The organism is Clostridium sp. 1001283B150210_160208_E6, from assembly GCF_015669365.1.
GTDB lineage: Bacteria > Bacillota > Clostridia > Clostridiales > Clostridiaceae > Clostridium > Clostridium paraputrificum.
The window spans coordinates 56,771-79,340 of record NZ_JADPAA010000009.1 but is presented as its reverse complement, the minus strand read 5'-3'; the positions used below and the strand labels follow the sequence as shown (position 1 = coordinate 79,340).

Here is a 22,570-nt window from a genome sequence, read left to right as displayed (position 1 = left end):
TTACTCTTCACCTCCGCAATGTCCACATCCACCATGATGGGTGTCTCCTTCAGCCAACTTTAAAGCTGATCTTCCTTCTTCAGTTTTGTACATGGATTGTCTTCTCATAGCTTCATCAAAATCTATTAGATGTCCATCGAATTCTGGACCATCAACACATGCAAACTTAACTTCTCCTCCTACAGTAACTCTACATGCACCACACATTCCCGTACCATCTACCATAATTGGATTCATGCTTACTATTGTAGGAATATTTAATTCTTTTGTAAGTAGAGCAACAAATTTCATCATTATCATAGGCCCAATTGCTACTACTAAATCGTATTTCTTTCCTTCATTATTAATTAAATCTTTTATTTTGTCTGTTACTAATCCTTTAAATCCAGAAGATCCATCATCTGTAGCTATGTATAAGTCTCCTGCTACTTGCTCCATTTCTTCTTTTAAAATTACAATATCTTTATTTCTTGCCCCAACTATAACATCTGCCTTAATACCTCTTTCAGATAACCACTTAACCTGTGGATATACAGGTGCTGTTCCAACTCCACCTGCAACAAATAGGATATTTTTCTTTTTTAATTCATCTAAATCTTCATGCACCATTTCTGATGCTTGTCCTAAAGGACCCACAAAATCCCTAAAGTATTCCCCAACTTCTAACTCTGCCATTTCTTTTGTTGATGCTCCTAATGTTTGAAAAACAATAGTTACTGTCCCCTTATTTGCATCGTAATCACAAATAGTTAATGGAATTCTTTCTCCCTTTTCATCTATCTTAACAATTACAAATTGTCCTGGATGAGCAGATTTAGCAACTCTTGGCGCTTCAACATCCATAAGATAAATATTTTCTGTCAATAATCTCTTGTTAGTTATTTTAAACACTTTCATCCCCCCATGCTTTTGCTTATTTGGTATTTTATAGTATATTATACAATAATACCTTTCACTTTATCAATAAATTCACAAAATAGACCTATCTATAAAAATATATTCTCTTAATTTTTAATAGCCAGAAACATCATTAATTATATTTATAGGTGTACTAATTTATCTTCTACAATTAATTGTGAACCACAAACCCATAGTAATAAAAAAAGACGCCCTGGCGTCTTTTTTCAATGCAAAAATCATACAACTACTTTATAGCTTGTAGCGCTTTATATATGGTATTATCATTTTCTTCTAAAACTTTAATACTTTCTTCCTTATTTAATTGAGAAAGAATCATAAATACAGCAAGCTTTACTTTCCCTTCACTTATTTCTAGATACTTTTCAGCTTCTTCCCTAGATACCCCTGTACAATCAACAATTATCTTCTTGCTTCTTTCAACAAGCTTATGATTTCCCGCTCTTACATCTACCATGTAGTTACCATAAACCTTACCACTCTTAATCATAGAACCTGTTGATAGCATATTTAAAATCATCTTCTGAGCTGTACCTGCTTTAAGTCTTGTTGACCCTGTAATAACTTCCGCCCCAGTTACAACTTCTATAGCAACTTCTCCAAACTTTGAAAGTTCTGCATTTCTACTACAACTAACAGCTATATGTGCTGCACCTACTTCTTTTGCATACTTTAATGCACCTTTTGCATAAGGAGTTCTACCAGAAGCACTTAAAGCTACCACTGCATCATTCTCATTTAACCCTAACTTCTTTAATTCTTCTATAGATAGTTCTTCAAAATCCTCTGATCCTTCTTGAGCATATACAGTAGCATTGCGCCCCCCTGCAAGTACACCAACAACTACACCAGGTTCAACTCCAAATGTAGGTGGACATTCACAAGCATCTAAAACACCAAGTCTTCCTGAGTTTCCTGCTCCTACATATATAAGTCTTCCCCCTCTTATCAACCTTCCATGAATTAAATCCACAGCCTTTGCTATGTTTTCCACATCTTCTTTCACAGCTTCTGCCACCTTATGATCTTCTTTATTAATAAGTTTAATCATATCTAATGTTGACAATTTATCTATATTTTTTGTATTTTCATTAACTCTTTCAGTATCTAATTTCCCTAAATCAACTTTTACCATGGTTTATCCTCCTACTAAAAAAGAATGACTTTTTTAGTTAATAGTGAAGATGAACAATAATTAGCAATTTCTTCGAAATTACATATGTTACTATTCATTGCTAGTACTTCACCATTCACCTAAAGTCATTCTCCTATTTATCTTTGTTATTTTAAAATGTCTTTTAACTTACAATCTGGATCATCAGGAACCATTATAGCAGATATATCTACTCCCGCATCTAATAGCTTATTGAAATATTCCACATCAGTATCGGTAACATTTACTGATCTCTTTATTGATCTTGTTCCTTCTTTTGCAGCCATATTTCCAACATTAAATGAAGTAATGTCTAATCCTGCTTGCTTTAATTCCCAAATATCTTTAGGATTCTTAACTATTAACAAAACTCTTTGTCCTTCATATTTACCTGCAGAAATATTCTTAATTGCTGTTTCTTTACTAATGATAGAAGTTCTAACTGAAGCTGGTGCTACCATTCTTAATAAAGATTTTTGCATTTCATCTGCTGCAACCTCATCATTAACAACCATAATTCTGCTTATTGATAATGAGTTTGTCCAGAATGCTGCAACTTGTCCGTGTATTAATCTATCATCTATTCTAATATGAACTATCCCTTTCATTATTACAACCTCCAAATATTATGCTAAAATTCCTAAATTAAATAATACTATTGATAATACTATAAGAATTAAAATAACCCTTGTAGAATTCATTTTCTTTCTACCTAATAACCAGTAAGTTAATGCAACAATTGCTACTGGTACTAACCCTGGCATAATCTTATCTAAGATTTCTTGAGCAACTAATTGAGCTTCTCCAGATGTATAAACATATGGTACTGTTGCCTTAACAACTGTTGGTATTAAAGCACCTATTACCATTAGTCCAAGCATTGAAGCTGAATCTGTAATATTTTTTAATACATTTCCTACCGATGCAACTAACTTGGCACCTTGTTTGTATCCAGCTTTTATAAAACCTTTACTGATTATAATCTTAGCGATGTTAGCTAAAATCCACATATAACATCCAATTGAACTTCCTTCTAATGCCATATAAGCTGCAATAGATCCAAATACAGTGTTTAAAGTAACACCGAATAATGTATCACCTATACCAGCTAAAGGTCCCATAAGACCAGTCTTAATTGCTGCAACCGCTTCTCTTGATTTTGCTCCCTCTGCCTCTTCTATAGCTAAATCTGCTCCTAATATGAATTGTCCTGTTACTATATTACAGTTAAAGAATTGTAAGTGATTCTTAACTGCTGCATTTAACTCATCCTCGTTAGTATATATCTCTCTTAATGCTGGTAACATTGAATAACAGTATCCTAAACCTTGCATTTTTTCATAGTTCCATGCTGTTTGTGACGCGAATAACCACCTATAGAAAACTTTGTTAATTGTTTTATTACTCAATTTATTCATCTTCGTCTGCACCTCCTGCGAATCCTACATTTACTGCTTTTGCATCTGCATCAGTTGCTTTTTTGAAGTTATATAAAGCTACTGCAAATCCTAATAAAGCTACTCCTAACATTGGTAAGTTGAAGAATGCTGCTAAAACAAATCCTACTATTAAGTATGGAGCGTAAGCTTTAATTGGTAAGTATTTAAGTAATAAAGCTATACCTAATGCTGGTAATACTCCACCTGCTGCTTTTAATCCACCAATTAACCATGCTGGTGATGAACTAAGTAATGTTTGTACTAAACCTTCTCCAAAGTATAAACAAATAAATACTGGTACAAATCTTGAAATCATCCAAGTCGATAAACCTAAAACGTTCATTAATTCTACTTTGTTATATTTTCTTTCATCAGCATATTTTTCTGCCCTATGTTGAAAGAATACGTTACTCATTCTTGCTAATACATCAAGTTGAACTAGTAATAATGCTGCTGGTACACCTATACCTATTGCAAAATCAACTCCTTGACCTGTTGAGATTGCAAGCGCTCCTGCTATAATCGTTGCTGTTGCATAGTCTGGAATTGTTGCTCCACCGTAACTGCCTATACCTAATGTCATTAATTGAAGAGTTCCTCCCACTAATAAACCTGTTTTTACATCTCCTAAAATAAGTCCTACAATAAGTCCTGTAATTGCTGGATTTCTAAATCCAATTTTCATATTTGTTTCGTCCCATTGAGCTATACCACCTAATAGGCCTAGAATAATGATTTGCCATAATTGTATTTGCATATAAAAATCCTCCTATGATTTTTTCTATTCATCATCATCATCTACAGCAGATGATGGTGGAATCATAATTGCATCTTGAGCTGAAGTTTTTAAACTTTCCATTGAACTTTTTAAATCTCCACCTCTTAATAAAGTTGCTTCAATTAATAAAGGTAAATTAATTCCTGCTATAACTTCTACATTTTTATATTTACCCTTGATTTCTAACATTGCTGTATTGAATGGAGTTCCTCCAAACAAGTCAGCTAAAACAAGAATTTCTTTCCCATCTTCGTAAGCTTCATTCATTATGTTATCTATTTTTTCTTTAAACTCTTCAACACCAGTTTCAGTTAAACCTACAGAATATACATCGTCTATATCATTTGTAAACATCTTTAATGTTGACTTAAATGCTTCTGCTAAAGGACCATGTGTTGCTATAATTATTTTGTACATTCTTTATCCTCCTGTTTCTCTATTTGATTTTTACACTTATTTATATTAGCAATTAACGTGCCAACTTTTTATCATTCAATTTTACATACAAGAAAGCTAGTAAAATAGCCACTTTTAAATTCAAAAAACTTTCCAAAATTCTAGTGTCATACTCAGTTTCTTTCTGTCATACCAACAAAACCTAAAAAGGCATGACACTATTTACAAGTGTCATGCCTTTAAATTTATAATTCTATTTTTCCTATTCTTGATTCTATAATAGTTTGAATTATAGATATTTCTTTGGTAGTAATGCTTAAATTATATTCCCTTAATAAAGGATTAAAAATCTTATTAGTTATTTCAATAAATTTATTATTTTTCTCTTCGTAGTCTCTTTCACCAAGCTCAAACTCTAATCCTTGTTTTATCATTAATCTTTCTATAAGTATACTAACATGTATATATAAAGTCATTTTTAATTCGCTACAGAATATTATCCCTAGTATTCTTTCATAATTAATTATAATATCCTCTACCTCATTAATTATTTTTCCTGGATTTAATATAGTCATCCTAGACACAAGATTTTCCATAGAGAACATTTTTACTAAGTCTTGACGAATCATATCAATGTTTTTATCTAATGTTATTTCTTTTAACGCGTTAACAAAAATATCATCACTATCCCCACTCATAAGGTCTTGTAAAAGAAGACATTCTGCCCCATCAATATCTATCTTAGTAGTACTAATAATTAATCTAACATCATACTCGCTAAAAATCTTATCTTCTTTTCCCATTAAGCTTAATTTAGAGTATTCATATTCCTTCACTTCTATATCAGCAGAACCAATACACTCTCTTATTAGTTTTTTAAGCTTAACAGCTGTACCAATTCCAGATATACAAGTAGTCAAAATAGCTTTCTTCTTTTTCTTTCCCTCTATATACTTACAAGACAGCACATTATTTTTTTCTATTCCTTCTATCATTGAACGAACGTCTTGCCCATTAATTATTCTTCCTGCAATATCTAGAGCTATATTGGTTGTTATATTATTGATTATCCCAAGATCCCCCTCTATTACATCTTTTAAATCTCTATCTATATTCACTAAAGAACCCATATCTACTAAAATAATAGTCCCTTTAGAAGTATCAATACCACTTATATATTGCTTTATTTGATTCTTAACTTCTATAGGAGACATGTCCACTGGCATATCAAATGCTTCAAATATGAACTGTTCAAACATTTGATTTGCTACACTTGCTATGCTACTAGCTGTTGAATATCCATGAGCAACTATAATAGCATTAATTTGAGTACTTTCATTACTCATCATAGCAAAAAAATACATTAAAATAATTAATTCAATCCTTGGATCTAACTTATAATCTAAATTAGATTCTAGATTTCTTATAAGTTTTTCTGCCACTATAGATGCTTTACTTAATTTCTTAGCAACTATAGCTCTTATGATCTTTATACTATTAAAGCTACTACTAGATAGGACATCTAAGTTATTATTTTTAAAGTACAATAAAATTTTTGTTATTATTTTAGATGTATTGCCATAATATTTAATTCCATACGTTCCTTCAACAGCTTTTAGGGTATTAGTTACTGTATCTAGATATAAACTCTCTATTAAGTCATTTCCTTCATTAGAACTCTCCTCATAAACCATCAATCCAAGACTTCTATTAAGTTCTATATTTATTTTCTTTTTTAACTCTTCTAACGATACTTTATTTTGTATATATTCATTTAGCACTTCTTCTACTTCATATATAATTTCATTTATTCTTATAAAGTTATCATTACTTATTGTATGAATTTCTTTTATACCTTGCCCTTCACTACTTATGTACATAAAATCGTCATAAAAAAACTGTTTGACGTTATTTCTTTCTACACCTTCTAAATCTTTTAAATATCCTTTGCCTATTGTGATTATATCTTCATCTTGTTGGTCTTTATAAGACCACGCACAACAAAGCTTAATTAAGTTCTTTAAACTTCCTATATTTCCGGCTTTCTTTTGAGATAAAATATAGTTTATTACATCCTTACTCACCTTAATATCTTTATGGATTTCCTTAGACTCACTACTAAAAAACTTATATATCATTGTTAATCTTTCATCGATAGGCCTATCTACTAACTTAGGTATATTCACTACTAGCGGGATTCTTCTAGTAAATGTTTCAAGTAATGTTTCTTCAGGACTCTCTGTAGTTGCAAAAATAAATCTTACATTAGCTTTTCTCTCTGCCTTACTTTCACCAACTCTTTTAAACAGCCCTTTATCCATAAAAACAAAAAGTTTTTCTTGACCTTCAGGAGATAATCTATGTACTTCATCTAAAAATAGATATCCACCATCTGCTAGCTCTAATGAACCTATATGGTCTTTGTCTGCACCAGTAAAGGCTCCTTTTTTATAGCCAAACAAGTTTGCTGAAAGCAATTCTGGATTATCAGCATAATCAGCACAATTAAATACAATAAAAGGTGCCCCTTCCTCTATCCTTCCTCTTTGTTCTGCATATTTGTGTAATAAGTTAGCTATGAAACTCTTACCAACCCCACTTGGTCCTGTTAATAATACTGACATATCTTTACTAGGGTAAAAAGCCGCTGATTTACATTGCTTTACAGCAGTTTTTAAGCTTCCATTATATCCAACTAATTCTCTAAAAATATCCTCTCCATCATTTCCAGATGAATTCACTTTTTCATTGGAGTCTATATATGTAAACAAAACTGGCCTAGTCTTCGACTTTATAGCTTTTTTCTCATCAACTAATTCATTTAGATACTGACTTACAACATTTCTTCTTAACTCTAACTCTTCTGCAATAGTTAATGTATCTATTCCATAAAAACCTTCTTTCCCCTTATTATCTTCAGTTAATCTCTTTAATATCTCTTCTACCTTTTGTTTATTATTTGCCATATTCTTCAACCTGCCCTATAGTCTATTATATGTATACATTATCATTGCATAATATTTTTGTCACCTATCTACTGTTATTAAATATAATTATAATAAAAAATAGACAAGTATTTGCTTAAAAAACAACACTTGTCTATTCTCTATATTTAATATATTAAGGATATATATTATTTTGAATAATCGTAGAATCCTTTTCCTGTCTTTCTTCCTAACCATCCAGCTCTAACATACTTCTTTAATAAAGTATGAGCTCTGTACTTAGAATCTCCAGTTTCATTATAAAGAACATCCATTATAGCAAGACATACGTCTAATCCTATAAGATCTCCTAATGCTAAAGGTCCCATTGGGTGATTAGCTCCTAATTTCATAGCAGTATCTATATCTTCTACAGATGCTACTCCATCAGCATAAATTCCAACTGCTTCATTAATCATTGGAATAAGAATTCTGTTAACTACAAATCCTGGTGCTTCAGCAACTTCTACTGGTACCTTCTTTATAGCTTCAGACATTTCTTTAACTGCATCGAAAGTTTCTTGAGAAGTTTTAGCTCCTCTTATAATTTCAACAAGTTTCATTACTGGAGCTGGGTTAAAGAAGTGCATTCCTATAACTTTATCTTCTCTCTTTGTAGCATTAGCAACTTCTGTTATTGATAAAGAAGATGTATTTGAAGCTAAGATTGTTTCCGGCTTACAGATTGAATCTAATTCTGCAAATATTTCCTTCTTAATCTTCATATTTTCTATAGCAGCTTCTACTACTAAATCACAATCAGCAGCTAAACTCATATCAGTTGTTCCAGAAATTCTAGAAAGTATTTCTTCCTTAACTTCTTCTGTCATCTTTTCTTTAGCAACTAATCTGCTTAAGCTCTTATTTATTCCAGCTATTCCTCTTTCAACGAATTCATCTTTAATATCTCTTACTATAACTTCAAATCCATTTTGTGCGAATGCTTGAACTATTCCAGCACCCATTGTTCCAGCACCAAGTACGAAAACCTTTTTCATTTTTATTCCTCCTAAAAACTCAATATTTTTATATTATTCAGCTGCCTTCATTTCTTTAGCTTGAGCTATTAATTCAGGTATTACCTTCTTAACATCTCCAACTATACCATAATCAGCAACTTGCATTATTGGAGCAGTTTCATCTTTATTGATAGCAATAATTAATTCTGAATCTTGCATACCAGCTACGTGTTGGATAGCTCCTGAAATACCACAAGCTATATAGATTGTTGGCTTAACTGTCTTACCAGTTTGCCCAACTTGGTAAGCATTTTCAACCCATCCCTTTTCTACTGCTGCTCTTGAACCTGCAACAACTCCACCTAAAGCATCTGCTAATTCTTGTAGTAAAGCAAAGTTTTCTTTACATCCTACACCTCTACCACCAGATACTATAATGTTTGCTTCAGATATATCAACAATATCTTTCTTTTCCTTGATTATTTCAAGAACCTTAGTTCTAATATCGCTATCTGCTAATTTAACTTCTACTTTTTCAATCTTACAGTTTGAAGCATCAGTATTTACCTTTGCAAATACTCCTGGTCTTACTGTAGCCATTTGTGGTCTATGATCTGGACATGCTATAGTAGCCATTAAGTTACCACCAAATGCTGGTCTTGTAGCTAAAAGATCTCCATTTTCAACTTCAACATCTATTGAAGTACAGTCTGCAGTTAATCCTGTTGTTAATCTTGCAGCTATTCTTGGTCCTAAATCTCTACCAATGAAAGTAGCTCCTACAAATAATATTCCTGGCTTTCTTTCATTTGCTAAATCACAAATAACCTTTGTATAAGCATCAGTTGTATAATGCTCTAAATTCTTATCATCAGCAACTAAAACTTCATCTGCACCATGTTCACCTAAAGTTTTTGCTAATCCTTCTACATTGTGTCCTAGTAATAAAGCAGTTAACTTTACTCCCAATTTATCTGCTACTCTTCTACCTTCACCAAGTAATTCTAAAGATACTTTTTGTAATTGTCCTTCTCTTTGTTCAGCAAAGACCCAAACGCCTTTGTAATCTGCTATATTCATAATAAATTACCCTCCTATTATCTTAGATGTAGTGTTTTTCTTTTAATTTTCCTAAAACATAAGCTGCAGCTTCTTTAGGGCCTTCTTTAACTAGCTCTCCTGCTCCCTTAACTTCCTTAGTCATTGACTTCTTAACCTTTGTTGGAGAACCTTTAAGACCTAACTCTGACTTATCTACATCTATATCGTCTGCACTCATAACCTTGATATCATTGTCATTAGTTGCAAAAATATTAGCAACATTCATGTATCTTGGTTCATTTAATGTTTCGATTGCAGTTAATAGACATGGAGTCTTAACTTCTACTATTTGATGTCCATCTTCTAGTGCTCTGTTAACTATTAAAGAGTCACCTTCAACTTTTACATCTTGAACATATGTTACTTGAGGAATATTTAAGTGTTCAGCTATTTCTGGGCCAACTTGTGCTGTATCTCCATCGATAGCTTGTCTTCCTGCAAATACTATATCGTAATCTAATTTCTTAATTACACCAGCTAGAGATTTTGAAGTTGCTAATGTATCAGCTCCTCCTAATACTCTATCTGTTAAAAGAATAGCTTCATCAGCTCCCATACATAAAGCTTCTCTTAATGCAGCCTTAGCCATTGGAAGTCCCATTGAAACAACTGTAACCTTGCCACCATGAGCTTCTTTTAATTGTAATGCTGCCTCTAATGCATGCTTGTCTTCTGGATTAATAATTGATGGAACACCATCTCTTATTAATGTACCAGTCTTAGGATCTATCTTAACAACTGTTGTATCTGGAACTTGTTTTACACAAACTACTATATTCATTTTATAACTTCCTCCTATCTGAATAAGCTACCTGAAATAACCATCTTTTGAACTTCTGAAGTTCCTTCATAGATTTCAGTTATCTTAGCATCTCTCATCATTCTTTCTACTGGATATTCCTTAGTGTAACCATATCCACCAAAGATTTGAACTACCTTAGTAGTAACATCCATAGCTACTTCTGCTGCAAATAACTTAGCTCTAGCAGCATCTATTGAATAAGGTTGTCCATTTTGTTTTCTCATAGCAGCCTTATATACTAATTGCTTAGCAGCTTCTATCTTTACATCCATTTCTGCCATGTACCATTGTAAACCTTGCTTAGTGTAAAGTGGCTTACCGAATTGTTTTCTTTCTTTCATGTAAGCTATTGCTTCTTCAAAAGCACCTTCAGCTATACCTAAAGCTTGAGCAGCTATACCAATTCTTCCTCCATCAAGAGTCTTCATTGCTATACCAAATCCCTTACCTTCTTTACCAATTAAGTTTTCCTTTGGTACTATACAATCTTCCATTATTAATTCAGTAGTAGATGATGCTCTAATACCCATCTTGTTTTCTAACTTACCTATTGAGAATCCTGGGAAGTCTTTTTCAACTATAAATGCAGATATTCCTCTTGTACCTTGGCTCTTGTCTGTCATAGCAAAAATTATGAAAGTTTCAGCAACTCCACCATTTGTTATGAATATCTTTGAACCATTTAATACATAATGGTCTCCATCTAAAACTGCAGTAGTTTGTTGTCCTGCTGCATCTGTACCAGCACCTGGTTCAGTTAAACCGAAAGCACCAATCTTCTTACCAGAACATAAATCTGCTAAATACTTTTCTTTTTGTGCTGGAGTACCGTGTTCATTGATAACTGAAGCACATAGTGATGTATGAGCTGAAAGGATAACTCCTGTTGTTGCACATACCTTTGATAACTCCTCTACAGCGATTATGTATGAAAGAACATCTCCGCCTGCTCCCCCTACTTCTTTAGAAAATGGAATACCCATCATTCCTAGTTTAGCCATTTTTTGAACATTTTCCATAGGGAATCTTTCTGTTTCATCAATTTCTGCAGCTATTGGTTTTACTTCATTTACTGCGAATTCTCTAACCATTTGTTGTACTAATTGTTGTTCTCTAGTTAATTCGAAATCCATTTGATTTGACCCTCCTTATATTTAAAAAAACAATTTATTTGTTTTGGAAGTTCTTTTCTGCTCTCTTTTCTAAGAATGCAGTCATTCCTTCTGTTTGATCTTCTGTGCTGAAGCATTTTCCAAAGTCTTCTGCCTCTATTTCAATTGCTCTATCTATATCTACTTGCATACCTCTATCAATAGCATCCTTACATAACTTAACAGCTACTGGCGCATTAACAATTATTGCATTAGCCATAGCTCTAGCTTCCTCCATAAGATTTTCTAGAGGAACTACCTTATTTACAAGTCCTATTCTTAAAGCCTCATCTGCCTTAACCATAGCTCCTGTATAAATCATTTCTTTTGCTTTTCCTAACCCAACTATTCTTGGTAGTCTTTGAGTACCACCAAATCCAGGAGTTATTCCTAAACCTGATTCTGGCTGAGCAAATCTTGCTCTTTCTGAAGCTATTCTTATATCACATGCCATTGATAATTCACAACCACCACCAAGAGCGAATCCTGATATTGCTGCAATTACAGGCTTGTCTAACTTTTCTAATCTTCTGAATACCTTATTTCCAAGCATTCCAAATTCTTTACCTTGTTCTTCATTTAAATCTCTCATTTCTGCTATATCAGCACCTGCAACGAAAGACTTTTCTCCTGCCCCAGTTAATATAACAGCATAAATATTGCTATCATTTTCTAAATCCTCAAGAACTGTGTCAAGATCCTTTAATGTTTCTGAATTTAATGCATTTAAAGCTTTTGGTCTATTAATAGTAACAATAGCTAAATGCTCTTCTTTTTCAAGAATCACGTTTTTTAATTCCATCCCCTCATATCCTCCTTATTTACACTCTTATTTTTCTTAATCTTTTTTAATTTTACAAACTATCCAATATTATACACTAAATAGTGGCATGAGTCTGTCGAATTGTCTGAAAATAAATACTTTTTATTGTTATTTTTGTTAATAATATAACAAACTTAGATAAAAAAATAATTGAAGTTTTTAACAAACTTCAATTACGATTATAATACCTTGTTAAATTTTTTTCAATATCAAATTGTGATTTTATGTTAATTTTATAAGCTATAACCAAGGATATTTTTTCTATTTTTATCCCTCATTACTGTGTAATAAATAGATAAGTGTCATTAAACTTTCACTTAAATGAACATTTTCAACCCTTACATTCTCTGGTACTGACAAATCTACAGGGGCAAAGTTCCAAATCCCCTTAACTCCACCTTCTACCATCTCGTCACATACCTTTTGAGCATTTAATCTAGGGACACAAATTATACCTATATCTATTTTATTCTTACTTAAAAAAGATTTTAAAGTATCTATTTCACTTATTTCAATATCTCTAATTTTAAGTCCAACCAACTTAGGATTTGCATCAAATATTCCAACTAAATTTACACCTTGTTTATCAAATTTATAATTTGCAATTGCTTGCCCTATATTACCTGCACCTACAATTACAGTATTATATTTTTGACTTAATCCAAGAATACTACTTATTTGATTGTATAATTCTCTAACATTATACCCATATCCTTGTTGCCCAAAGTCACCAAAGCAATTTAAATCTTGACGTATTTGAGATGCTGTAAATCCTATCTTTTCACCTAATTCTTTTGATGATATTCTATCTACATCATTTTTCATTAATTCATTTAAATATCTATGATATTTTGGCAGACGTTTAATTACAGCCATAGAAATATTTTTTTTCTTTTCCATACTGCACCTTCTCTCTAAATTTTATCTATTTTTTAACAAAGTTATGTAAATTCTACACTTTACTTTTCACGCAAATAATCCATCATTTATTATATTACCATAAAACTTCATTATTAATCCATTACTTTTATTAAATAATATTTTCACTTTCAATATGGCAAGCATGAATTTTGTCGATTCTTTACATTACTATTTCAAAAGATGTTCTATTAATATTTTTAATCCTATTAAAATTAGAACAACGCCTCCGAATATCTCTGCCTTACTCTTAAACATTTCTCCTAACTTTTCACCTATATATACAGCAATAAAACTTAAAACAGCTGTCACTATTCCTATGATTAATATTGCTAATAATATATTTACATTTAAAAACGCAAAACTTATTCCTACAGCCAATGCATCTATACTAGTAGCAATAGCTAATATTAATAATGTTTTATTTGAATAAGTTTTCTCTTCTTCACTCTCTTCTCCTTTTAATGCTTCATAAATCATTTTCCCACCAATAATAGCTAATAAAATAAAAGCTATCCAATGATCCATCATCTCAATATATTTAGTAAAATTTCTACCTACAGCCCAACCTATAAAGGGCATAATAGCTTGAAAAGCACCAAAAAACAAAGCAGCTTTAAAAGCCATTTTTATTTTGCTTTTTTTATTAGAATTAATACCAATAGTAATTGAAACAGCTAGCGCATCCATAGCTAACCCCAATCCTATCATTAAAATAGATATAATACTCATATTTTCCCTCCTAAATAGCACATCTTTATTTTATACATTTTTTATCATTATAAACACTAAAGAATAAACTTTATTAGCATTTAAATATTGAACTTATCTCCAATTTAATAACAAGTATAATTCCCTAAAGAATAAAAAAAGACTTATGTATAACGCAACCCTAATCCGTTATACATAAGTCTCACAATTTAAAACAAAGCCAGATGATTATATCATCAGTATGTTGACCTTGTTACAGAGATAAAACATCTCTGCATGCTACTCCCTCATGCCTGAAAGTTTTTAATTTCAACGTTAATAATTATACTTTTATCGACAAACTTTGTCAACAAATATATTTATCCACTTATTTCCTTAAAGCTCTCATAGAGTTTAATACAGCTATTAAAGTAACCCCTACGTCTGCAAATACTCCTTCCCACATGTTTGCTATTCCAATAGCAGCTGGAATTAGTACTGCAATTTTAACACCAAGTGAAAAAATTATATTTTGCCATAAAATCCTATTTGTCTTTCTTCCTATCTCTATAGCATCAACCAATGATGATGGGTTATCTCTCATTAGCACTACATCTGCCGCTTCAATAGCAGCATCAGATCCAATGCCTCCCATAGCTACCCCAACATCTGCTCTTGCTAGAACTGGGGCATCATTAATCCCATCACCTACAAAAGCTAATTTTCCCTTTTCAGACTTCTCCTTTAATAGCTTTTCCACCATGGCAACTTTATCTGTTGGTAATAACTCAGCGTATACTTCATCTAATCCTAACTCTTCTGCAATTTTTTCTGCTACCTTCTTATTATCGCCAGTTAACATTACGCATTTCTTAACGCCAATCTTTTTCAACATTTCTATAGCTTCCTTAGAATCTTCTTTTACCTCGTCAGCTATTACAATATTACCTTTATATTCACCATCAACAACTACATGAACTACTGTTCCAATCTCTTGGCTATTAGTATATTTGATTCCATTAGAATTCATAAGTTTGTAGTTTCCTAATAAAACTTCTTTATTATCTATATTAACCTTAATACCATTTCCTGAAATTTCTTCATAATTAGATATTATAGATTTGTCTACTTCTTTTCCATAAGCTTTTAATATAGACTGTGCAATAGGATGATTAGAAAAACTTTCTCCTGTTGCTGCTATTCTCAGCAACTCAGCTTCCTCTATATTATTTGTATTAATCTTTACAACCTTAAATACGCCCTTTGTAAGAGTTCCTGTTTTGTCAAAAACAACTGTTTCCACATCTTTTAAAGCTTCAAGATAATTTCCACCTTTTATTAAAACTCCATTTTTAGAAGCTCCACCTATTCCAGCAAATAACCCTAAAGGAATAGAAACAACTAACGCACACGGACAAGATACTACTAAAAATATTAATGCTCTATATACCCAATCCGAAAATAATGCTCCCTCAACTACTAGTGGAGGTATTATAGCTAATGCAACTGCTGATAGTACTACTACTGGAGTATAATATCTAGCAAACTTTGTTATAAACTTTTCTGTTTGAGCTTTCTTACTACTTGCATTTTGTACTAATTCTAAAATTCTAGATACAGTTGATTCTCCAAATTCTTTTGTTACTTTTACTCTTATTACACCAGTTAAATTAATAACCCCTGCTAATATTTCATCATTTAACTCAATATTCCTTGGTAATGATTCACCAGTTAAAGCTGATGTATCTAAAGATGAATTTCCTTCAATAACAACACCATCTAAAGGAACTCTCTCACCTGGTTTAATTACTATGATATCATCTATTTTAATTTCACTAGGATCTACCTTTTTCTCTTTCCCATCTATGATTAAATTTGCATAATCTGCTCTAATATCCATAAGGGAGGATATTGATTTTCTTGACCTATTAACTGCATAGCTTTGGAATAGTTCTCCTATTTCGTAGAAAATCATTACTGCTACCCCTTCTGGATGATTCCCTATAGCAAAGGCTCCTAAAGTTGCAACTGTCATTAAGAAATTTTCATCAAATACTTGCCCTCTAAATATATTTCTAATGGCGCTTAATACAACTTTACCTCCCACCAATACATAACTTAATGCGTATATATATGGAACATAACTTTTTTCTTCTCCAATAAATATAGCAATAGCAAATAATATAAATCCTATTGCTAAGGTTACTTTATCTCTTAAAGAAACACCTTCACTATGATTATGCTCATGGCTTTCTTCATGTTTCTCTTCAACGTTATGTGCATGTCCACTGCAACATTCACTAGTACATACATTTTTCTTTTCTTTTATATTATTATTATATTTTGATACTATAACATGAGGTTCAAGCTTATTTACTATAGTCTTTATTTCTTCTTCAACTTTATTTACATCACTATTTTCCTTTAAGTTTACTATTAATAAACTTAACGAGAAGTTCAAAACAGCTTCTTCTACGCTTTCTAATTTGTTTACCTTATTCTCTATCTTATTTGCACAGTTAGCGCAATCTAGTCCCTTTAAATATAATTTTATTTCATTTGTCATAATACCCTCCTATTTGCTATTCAGTTATGTGTCTTAAACCTTCATCAAAAATATGCTTAATATGTTCATCGTCTAACGAATAGTATACAATTTTACCTTCTCTTCTATACCTTACTAACCTTGCACTTTTTAAAGTTCGAAGCTGATGTGAAATCGCTGATTGCGAAACTCCTAATAAAGCTGATAAATCACACACACACATTTCGGCTTCAAATAAAGCACATATTATTTTTATCCTTGTTGAATCACCAAAAACTTTAAAAAACTCTGCTAAATCATATAAAGTTTCCTCTTTAGGTAGCTTGTCTTTCACTTCTACAACAACATCACCATGAATTATATTACAAGTACATTTTTCTAAATTATCATTTTCCACTTTTAATTCCTCCTAACGTATGAGCATTTGTTCATATGTTAATTTTATTATATGAATCCCGAGTATATTTGTCAACAATATTTTTGATTTATTTTCCATAATTCTGCTCAGTTAATAAAAAAGGTGGGGGATATTTATTTTGCTGGTTCCGTCGCAAGCTCTAAGTCACATCAACATAAATATCCCCCACTCCTACTAAAAGGTAAGAAAATTATAAAATTATTATCATTGATTTTATATTTTCCTAAAGAATAAAAAAGTATAGCCGTTACACAATGTAACGACTATACTTTATAGAAACCTATGGTACTCTTGATTTTTACTTAAATTATTTAATAAATGTTTTATTTCTTGATCCCGAGCCCTATCCATAACCAATATAACATCCCCTGCATCTACTACAACTAAATCTTTTACTCCTAGTCCAATAATCAAATTTTTCTCTCCAAATATTGAACAGTTCTCGCACTCTTCAAGATAAACATTTTTAGAAACATTATTATTTCTATAACTCATCAAAAATCGGCTTAATGCTGAAAAACTTCCTATATCATCCCATGGAAAATCACATCTAATTACATATGCCTTCCTAGTTTTTTGCATTACTCCAAAATCTATTGAAATGCCATCTATTAATTCGTATTGTTCCTTTATAACCTCTTCCTCATCCTCTTCTCCAACATGCTTATATATTTCCATTAAAGCCTTATGCATCTTAGGTAAATATTTTTCAATCTCTCTTAATATTACATCAGCTCTAAAAACAAACATTCCAGAATTCCAAAGATAGGTTTCCTTAACTAAAAAGTCTTTAGCAACTTCTACGTTTGGTTTTTCTGTAAATCTAGCTACCTTATAAGTGGCAATATTCCCACTAATTCTTTCTCCCATTTCAATATATCCGTACCCTGTTTCTGGTCTAGTTGGCTCTATTCCTAAAGTAACTATTCCTCTTCTTCTATTAGCTAGCTCTACAGCCTGATTTAATGTTTCTACATAATTTTTTTCATTCTCAATATAATGATCTGATGGAAGAACAACCATAACTGCATCTCCATCTTTCTTTAAAAGCTTAACAGCTGAAAGACCTATACATGTAGCAGTTTCTTTATTACTTGGTTCAGTAAAAACATTTTCTTCTTTAATATCACTTAACTCGTTTCTTATTTTATCCTCATAGTCTCTATTAGTTACTACATAAATATTCTCTCTACTTATTAAAGGTACGATCCTATCCACAGTATTAACTAAGAAACTATTATCGTTAATTAGCTTTAAAAACTGCTTTGGTTGATCGGCTCTTGATAGGGGGTATAGCCTACTTCCCTTTCCTCCAGCTAAAATCAGCCCGTATATCACAACTTTTCAACTCCATGTAATGTTATATTATAGTATATGAACTATTTATCACTTTGTGTATTTAATAATTTTTTCCATTTTCATTTTAGATTCTTGACATTTTTACATTTCCAATTTATTATAAAAATATAATCAAATATAAATTTCTTTTATTAAGAGGGAGTAGTTTAAAATATAGCATCAACAATCGCGGTTATTTTAACCTGGTGTTATATGCCTAATAATCAAGGTTACCAGACTTTTAATATAATTTTCGCAACGCGTAAATTATATTAGGGGTCTTTTTTTATTACTCAAAAAAGGAGAGAAGATATTATGGACAAGTTTTTTTCAAAATCAGCCACGGATGTTTTAAATCGCTTCAACGTGACTAAGGAAGGTTTATCTACTGAACAAGTAAATAAATCAAGAGAGGAAAATGGATTTAATGAATTAACAGAAAAAAAGAAAAAGAGTGTATTAGTTGTTTTCTTAGAACAATTCAAAGACCTTTTAGTAGGGATATTAATAGTAGCTGCACTTATTTCTATGGCTACAGGAGATGCTGAAAGTACCCTTGTAATTTTTGCTGTTATTATTATGAACGCTATTTTAGGTACAGTACAAAACGTAAAGGCAGAACAGTCTCTTAATAGTTTAAAAGCACTTTCTTCACCTAACGCTAAGGTTATAAGAAATGGTGTAAAAATAGAGATACCTTCAAGGGAAGTTGTTCCTGGAGACATAGTTGTATTAGAAGCTGGAGACCTAGTTGTTGCAGATGGTAGAATAATTGAAAGCTTCTCATTACAAGTAAATGAAAGTGCACTTACTGGTGAATCTGAAAGTGTTAATAAATTTGAAGATGTAATTGACAGTGAGGAAGTTGCACTTGGTGACCAAAAGAATATGGTATTCTCAAGTTCATTAGTTACTTATGGACGTGCTCTTATTGTAGTAACAAATACTGGTATGACAACTGAACTTGGAAAAATAGCTACTTTAATGGATCAAACTAAAGAAAAGAAGACTCCCCTTCAAATAACTTTAGATGATTTCAGTAAAAAACTCGCTACAATCATCTTAATAATTTGTATTATTGTATTTGGTTTAAGCGTATATAGACAAACTCCTGTATTAGAATCATTAATGTTTGCTGTTGCACTTGCTGTTGCTGCTATTCCTGAAGCTCTAAGCTCTATTGTAACAATTGTACTAGCTTTAGGTACTCAAAAAATGGCTAAAGAGAATGCAATTATTAAAAACATTAAGTCTGTAGAAGGACTTGGTTGTGTATCTATCATCTGTTCAGATAAAACAGGTACATTAACTCAAAATAAAATGACTACAAAACAAATTTTTGTTGATAATAGCTTAATTGAATCAGAAGATATAAAGTTCAATGATAACTTAGTTCAAAAGGATTTAATGAGAGCCGCAATTCTTTGTAATGACTCCACTTCTGTAGATGGTAAAGAAATAGGTGACCCTACTGAAGTTGCTCTTGTTAACTTAGGACATGTTCATTCATTAAAGGAACAGGATGTAAGAGATGAATTTAAGAGATTAAAAGAAATACCTTTCGATTCAGACAGAAAATTAATGAGTACATTGCACTACATAGATAATAAGTATGTTATGTATACAAAAGGTGCATTAGATGTTCTTCTTGATAGAACTACTCATATAAGAACTTCTGAAGGTGTTAAAGAAATAACTCAATCTGATAAAGATAGAATTTTAAATACAAACCAATACTTATCAGAAAATGGTCTTAGAGTTCTTTCTTTTGCCTATAAGGAATTAGATTCTGAAAAAGAATTAAGTTTAGATGATGAAAACAACTATACTTTCTTAGGATTAATATCAATGATAGACCCACCAAGAGTTGAGTCTGCTGAAGCTGTTAAGGATTGTATCATGGCAGGTATTAAACCAATTATGATTACTGGTGACCACAAGATTACTGCTTCTGCTATTGCTAAACAAATTGGTATTCTTCAAGAAGGTGATATGGCTGTAACAGGTCTTGAACTTGATAAAATGTCTGATGAAGAATTAAACGAAAAACTTTCTCATATATCTGTTTATGCTAGAGTTTCACCTGAAAACAAGATTCGTATAGTAGATGCATGGCAAAATAAAGGAAAAATTGTTGCTATGACAGGTGATGGTGTTAATGATGCTCCTGCTTTAAAGCAAGCTGATATTGGTATTGCAATGGGTATAACCGGTACTGAAGTTTCTAAAGATGCAGCTTCAATGATTCTTACAGATGACAACTTTGCTACAATAGTTAAGTCTATTACTAATGGTAGAAATGTTTATAGAAACATAAAGAACTCTATTAAGTTCTTACTATCTGGTAATATGTCAGGTATAATAGCTGTTTTATATGCTTCAATCATGGCTTTACCAGTACCATTTAAAGCTGTTCACTTATTATTTATAAATCTATTAACTGATTCACTTCCTGCTATTGCAATAGGTATGGAAAAATCAAATAAGGATCTATTAAAGGATAAACCTAGAGATAGCAAAGAATCTATCTTAACAAAAGACTTTATGATAGAAATAGCATTAGAAGGCTTATTAATTGCATTATTTACTATAATTGCTTTCCACATTGGTTTATCTACTGGAAACGATGAAGTGGCAAGCACAATGGCATTTTCCACTTTATGTTTAGCTAGATTATTCCACGGATTTAACTGTAGAGGTAAGAAATCTGTATTTGGCCTTGGAGTATTCTCTAACAAATTTAGCTGGTATGCATTTGGAGCTGGATTAGTATTCTTAAATGCAGTACTATTTATACCACCACTACAAAACTTATTCCAAGTTGCTAGCTTAAGCGGTTCATTAGTTTTAGCTATATACTTATTAGCTTTCTTCCCAACACTTATAATTCAAGTGTACAAGGTATTTGCTAAAGATAATGATAGATCTGAAGAAAAAAATGCAGAAAAAAATTTAAGTATTTAATCCAAAAGTAGCTGTTGATTAATTCAACAGCTACTTCCTATTACAATCAATTCTAAACTCAACAAAATTATTTTCTAAACCGCACCTTTTATATATATAGAGAAAGATTATACACCTTTCTCATATAATTTCTCTAAAAAAACTTTTATTTCATCCTCTTCTAAAAAAATTTGTCCTAAGGTTCCATGTTTTAAATCAACCTTTCTCAATGAATGAAAATCAGAACCTGCTGTATATATAATTTCTTTTTCTTTGGCAATATTAATAAAGTATTCAGTTTCATTTCCTTTATTCCTATAATATTTAGCTTCAATGCCATCAAAATTCAAGTTAATTAATCCATTAAAAGCCTCTCTTTTTAATAAGGTTGGATGTGCTAAAACAACAAAAGCTCCATAATGATGTAAAAATTCTATTCCAGCAGAGGTGCTTATCTTCCCTCCCTCTGATTTGAAACTTAGTTTTCCTTTATGATATATTTGGCACTCTTTAAATTTTCCTTTTCTCATAGAGTTAAGCATCTTTTTAAACTCTTCATCTTCATATCTATCATCTTTAAAATATCCAAGTATATGAACTCTATTTCCTTTATATCTAGTTGACAGTTCGATACCTGGAATTACTTTTACTCCATGAATTTTTCCAACCTTTATTGCTTGTTTATTTCCTGATACAGTATTATGATCTGTTAAAGCAATTATATCAATTTTTCTTTCCTTAGCTAATAAAATAATTTCTCCTGGCTTAAGCTCCCCATCTGATTCAGTTGAATGTATATGAAAATCTCCTTTAGTATACATATTACTCCCCATTGAATTAAAGCTATATTATTATTCTATGAACTAAATATTTAACTTCTAATAGAACTTTATTTTATCAACATTAATTTTTCTATCATAAAATAAAATATAGAATATTTATTGAGGAACTTTAAGATGAAAACATTAGTTGCAATTTTTTCTGTTACAATAACAATCGCTTGTTGCTTAACTAGTCTTTACTTAAAAAACAAATTAAAATAAATAATAATATTTTTAAAAGATAAATTATTTATATTATTAATATTATTTTTCTTTTAAAAGAATAAATATTCCTAATTCTTAAAATTAAAAGGAGAAAGTGATCCTCACCTTCTCCTAAACAAAATTACTTTTTATTCACAGCTCTTTGTAAATTATCCACCAAATTTATTA

General features: G+C 31.2%; 19 protein-coding genes. 1 reads left to right on the top strand and 18 read right to left on the bottom strand.

Annotated elements, in window-relative coordinates; all coding sequences use genetic code 11:
• The 17 genes from I4V16_RS10920 to I4V16_RS10840 all read right to left on the bottom strand — a co-directional run bounded on the left by I4V16_RS10920 (nucleotide 1) and on the right by I4V16_RS10840 (nucleotide 18,413).
• Entirely contained in the window at nucleotides 1-897 is an 897-nt protein-coding gene (locus I4V16_RS10920; RefSeq protein WP_195966687.1) for a sulfide/dihydroorotate dehydrogenase-like FAD/NAD-binding protein, read from the bottom strand.
• 247 nt (nucleotides 898-1,144) lie between these two features.
• A complete protein-coding gene (gene murQ / locus I4V16_RS10915) occupies nucleotides 1,145-2,053 on the bottom strand; it encodes an N-acetylmuramic acid 6-phosphate etherase (protein ID WP_195966686.1) in 909 nt (302 codons plus the stop codon).
• 146 nt (nucleotides 2,054-2,199) lie between these two features.
• Complete coding sequence (locus I4V16_RS10910) at nucleotides 2,200-2,679, bottom strand: PTS sugar transporter subunit IIB (RefSeq protein WP_049180575.1); 480 nt, start codon at nucleotides 2,677-2,679, stop codon at nucleotides 2,200-2,202.
• An 18-nt stretch (nucleotides 2,680-2,697) separates the two neighbouring features.
• Nucleotides 2,698-3,489 (bottom strand): PTS system mannose/fructose/sorbose family transporter subunit IID, encoded by a 792-nt coding sequence (locus tag I4V16_RS10905; protein ID WP_195966685.1) that lies wholly within the window; start codon nucleotides 3,487-3,489, stop codon nucleotides 2,698-2,700.
• Nucleotides 3,482-4,267, bottom strand: a complete 786-nt coding sequence (locus I4V16_RS10900) for a PTS sugar transporter subunit IIC (RefSeq protein WP_049180573.1) — start codon at nucleotides 4,265-4,267, stop codon at nucleotides 3,482-3,484. The genes I4V16_RS10905 and I4V16_RS10900 overlap by 8 nt, the downstream gene beginning before the upstream one ends.
• Before the next feature lie 24 nt (nucleotides 4,268-4,291).
• Nucleotides 4,292-4,705 carry a PTS sugar transporter subunit IIA gene (locus tag I4V16_RS10895; protein ID WP_195966684.1) on the bottom strand — a complete coding sequence of 138 codons (414 nt, stop codon included), beginning with the start codon at nucleotides 4,703-4,705 and terminating at the stop codon, nucleotides 4,292-4,294.
• 224 nt (nucleotides 4,706-4,929) lie between these two features.
• Nucleotides 4,930-7,650 (bottom strand): sigma-54-dependent transcriptional regulator, encoded by a 2,721-nt coding sequence (locus I4V16_RS10890; protein ID WP_049180570.1) that lies wholly within the window; start codon nucleotides 7,648-7,650, stop codon nucleotides 4,930-4,932.
• A gap of 167 nt (nucleotides 7,651-7,817) precedes the next feature.
• Entirely contained in the window at nucleotides 7,818-8,666 is an 849-nt protein-coding gene (locus I4V16_RS10885; protein WP_027098916.1) for a 3-hydroxybutyryl-CoA dehydrogenase, read from the bottom strand.
• 33 nt (nucleotides 8,667-8,699) lie between these two features.
• Complete coding sequence (locus I4V16_RS10880) at nucleotides 8,700-9,707, bottom strand: electron transfer flavoprotein subunit alpha/FixB family protein (RefSeq protein ID WP_099329865.1); 1,008 nt, start codon at nucleotides 9,705-9,707, stop codon at nucleotides 8,700-8,702.
• A 22-nt stretch (nucleotides 9,708-9,729) separates the two neighbouring features.
• On the bottom strand, nucleotides 9,730-10,509 hold the full coding sequence (locus I4V16_RS10875; RefSeq protein ID WP_111937948.1) for an electron transfer flavoprotein subunit beta/FixA family protein: 780 nt from the start codon (nucleotides 10,507-10,509) through the stop codon (nucleotides 9,730-9,732).
• Nucleotides 10,510-10,523: 14 nt separating this feature from the next.
• A complete protein-coding gene (locus tag I4V16_RS10870) occupies nucleotides 10,524-11,663 on the bottom strand; it encodes an acyl-CoA dehydrogenase (protein ID WP_111937947.1) in 1,140 nt (379 codons plus the stop codon).
• Nucleotides 11,664-11,697: 34 nt separating this feature from the next.
• A complete protein-coding gene (locus I4V16_RS10865; protein ID WP_111937946.1) occupies nucleotides 11,698-12,483 on the bottom strand; it encodes a short-chain-enoyl-CoA hydratase in 786 nt (261 codons plus the stop codon).
• A 288-nt stretch (nucleotides 12,484-12,771) separates the two neighbouring features.
• Nucleotides 12,772-13,404, bottom strand: coding sequence for a redox-sensing transcriptional repressor Rex (locus tag I4V16_RS10860; RefSeq protein WP_111937945.1), 633 nt, complete (start codon nucleotides 13,402-13,404; stop codon nucleotides 12,772-12,774).
• 189 nt (nucleotides 13,405-13,593) lie between these two features.
• Nucleotides 13,594-14,154, bottom strand: coding sequence for a manganese efflux pump MntP family protein (locus I4V16_RS10855; protein ID WP_049180562.1), 561 nt, complete (start codon nucleotides 14,152-14,154; stop codon nucleotides 13,594-13,596).
• A 346-nt stretch (nucleotides 14,155-14,500) separates the two neighbouring features.
• Nucleotides 14,501-16,678, bottom strand: a complete 2,178-nt coding sequence (locus I4V16_RS10850) for a heavy metal translocating P-type ATPase (RefSeq protein WP_195966683.1) — start codon at nucleotides 16,676-16,678, stop codon at nucleotides 14,501-14,503.
• A 16-nt stretch (nucleotides 16,679-16,694) separates the two neighbouring features.
• Complete coding sequence (locus tag I4V16_RS10845) at nucleotides 16,695-17,054, bottom strand: metalloregulator ArsR/SmtB family transcription factor (protein ID WP_049180559.1); 360 nt, start codon at nucleotides 17,052-17,054, stop codon at nucleotides 16,695-16,697.
• Between the two features lie 291 nt (nucleotides 17,055-17,345).
• Nucleotides 17,346-18,413, bottom strand: a complete 1,068-nt coding sequence (locus I4V16_RS10840; protein ID WP_049180558.1) for a mannose-1-phosphate guanylyltransferase — start codon at nucleotides 18,411-18,413, stop codon at nucleotides 17,346-17,348.
• A gap of 315 nt (nucleotides 18,414-18,728) precedes the next feature.
• Between I4V16_RS10840 and I4V16_RS10835 the strand changes: the two genes are divergently transcribed.
• Entirely contained in the window at nucleotides 18,729-21,377 is a 2,649-nt protein-coding gene (locus I4V16_RS10835; RefSeq protein WP_111937943.1) for a cation-translocating P-type ATPase, read from the top strand.
• 107 nt (nucleotides 21,378-21,484) lie between these two features.
• Here the strand turns inward: I4V16_RS10835 and I4V16_RS10830 are convergent, their stop codons facing one another.
• Nucleotides 21,485-22,177, bottom strand: coding sequence for a PHP domain-containing protein (locus I4V16_RS10830; RefSeq protein WP_111937942.1), 693 nt, complete (start codon nucleotides 22,175-22,177; stop codon nucleotides 21,485-21,487).
• Between the last annotated feature and the right edge of the window lie 393 nt (nucleotides 22,178-22,570).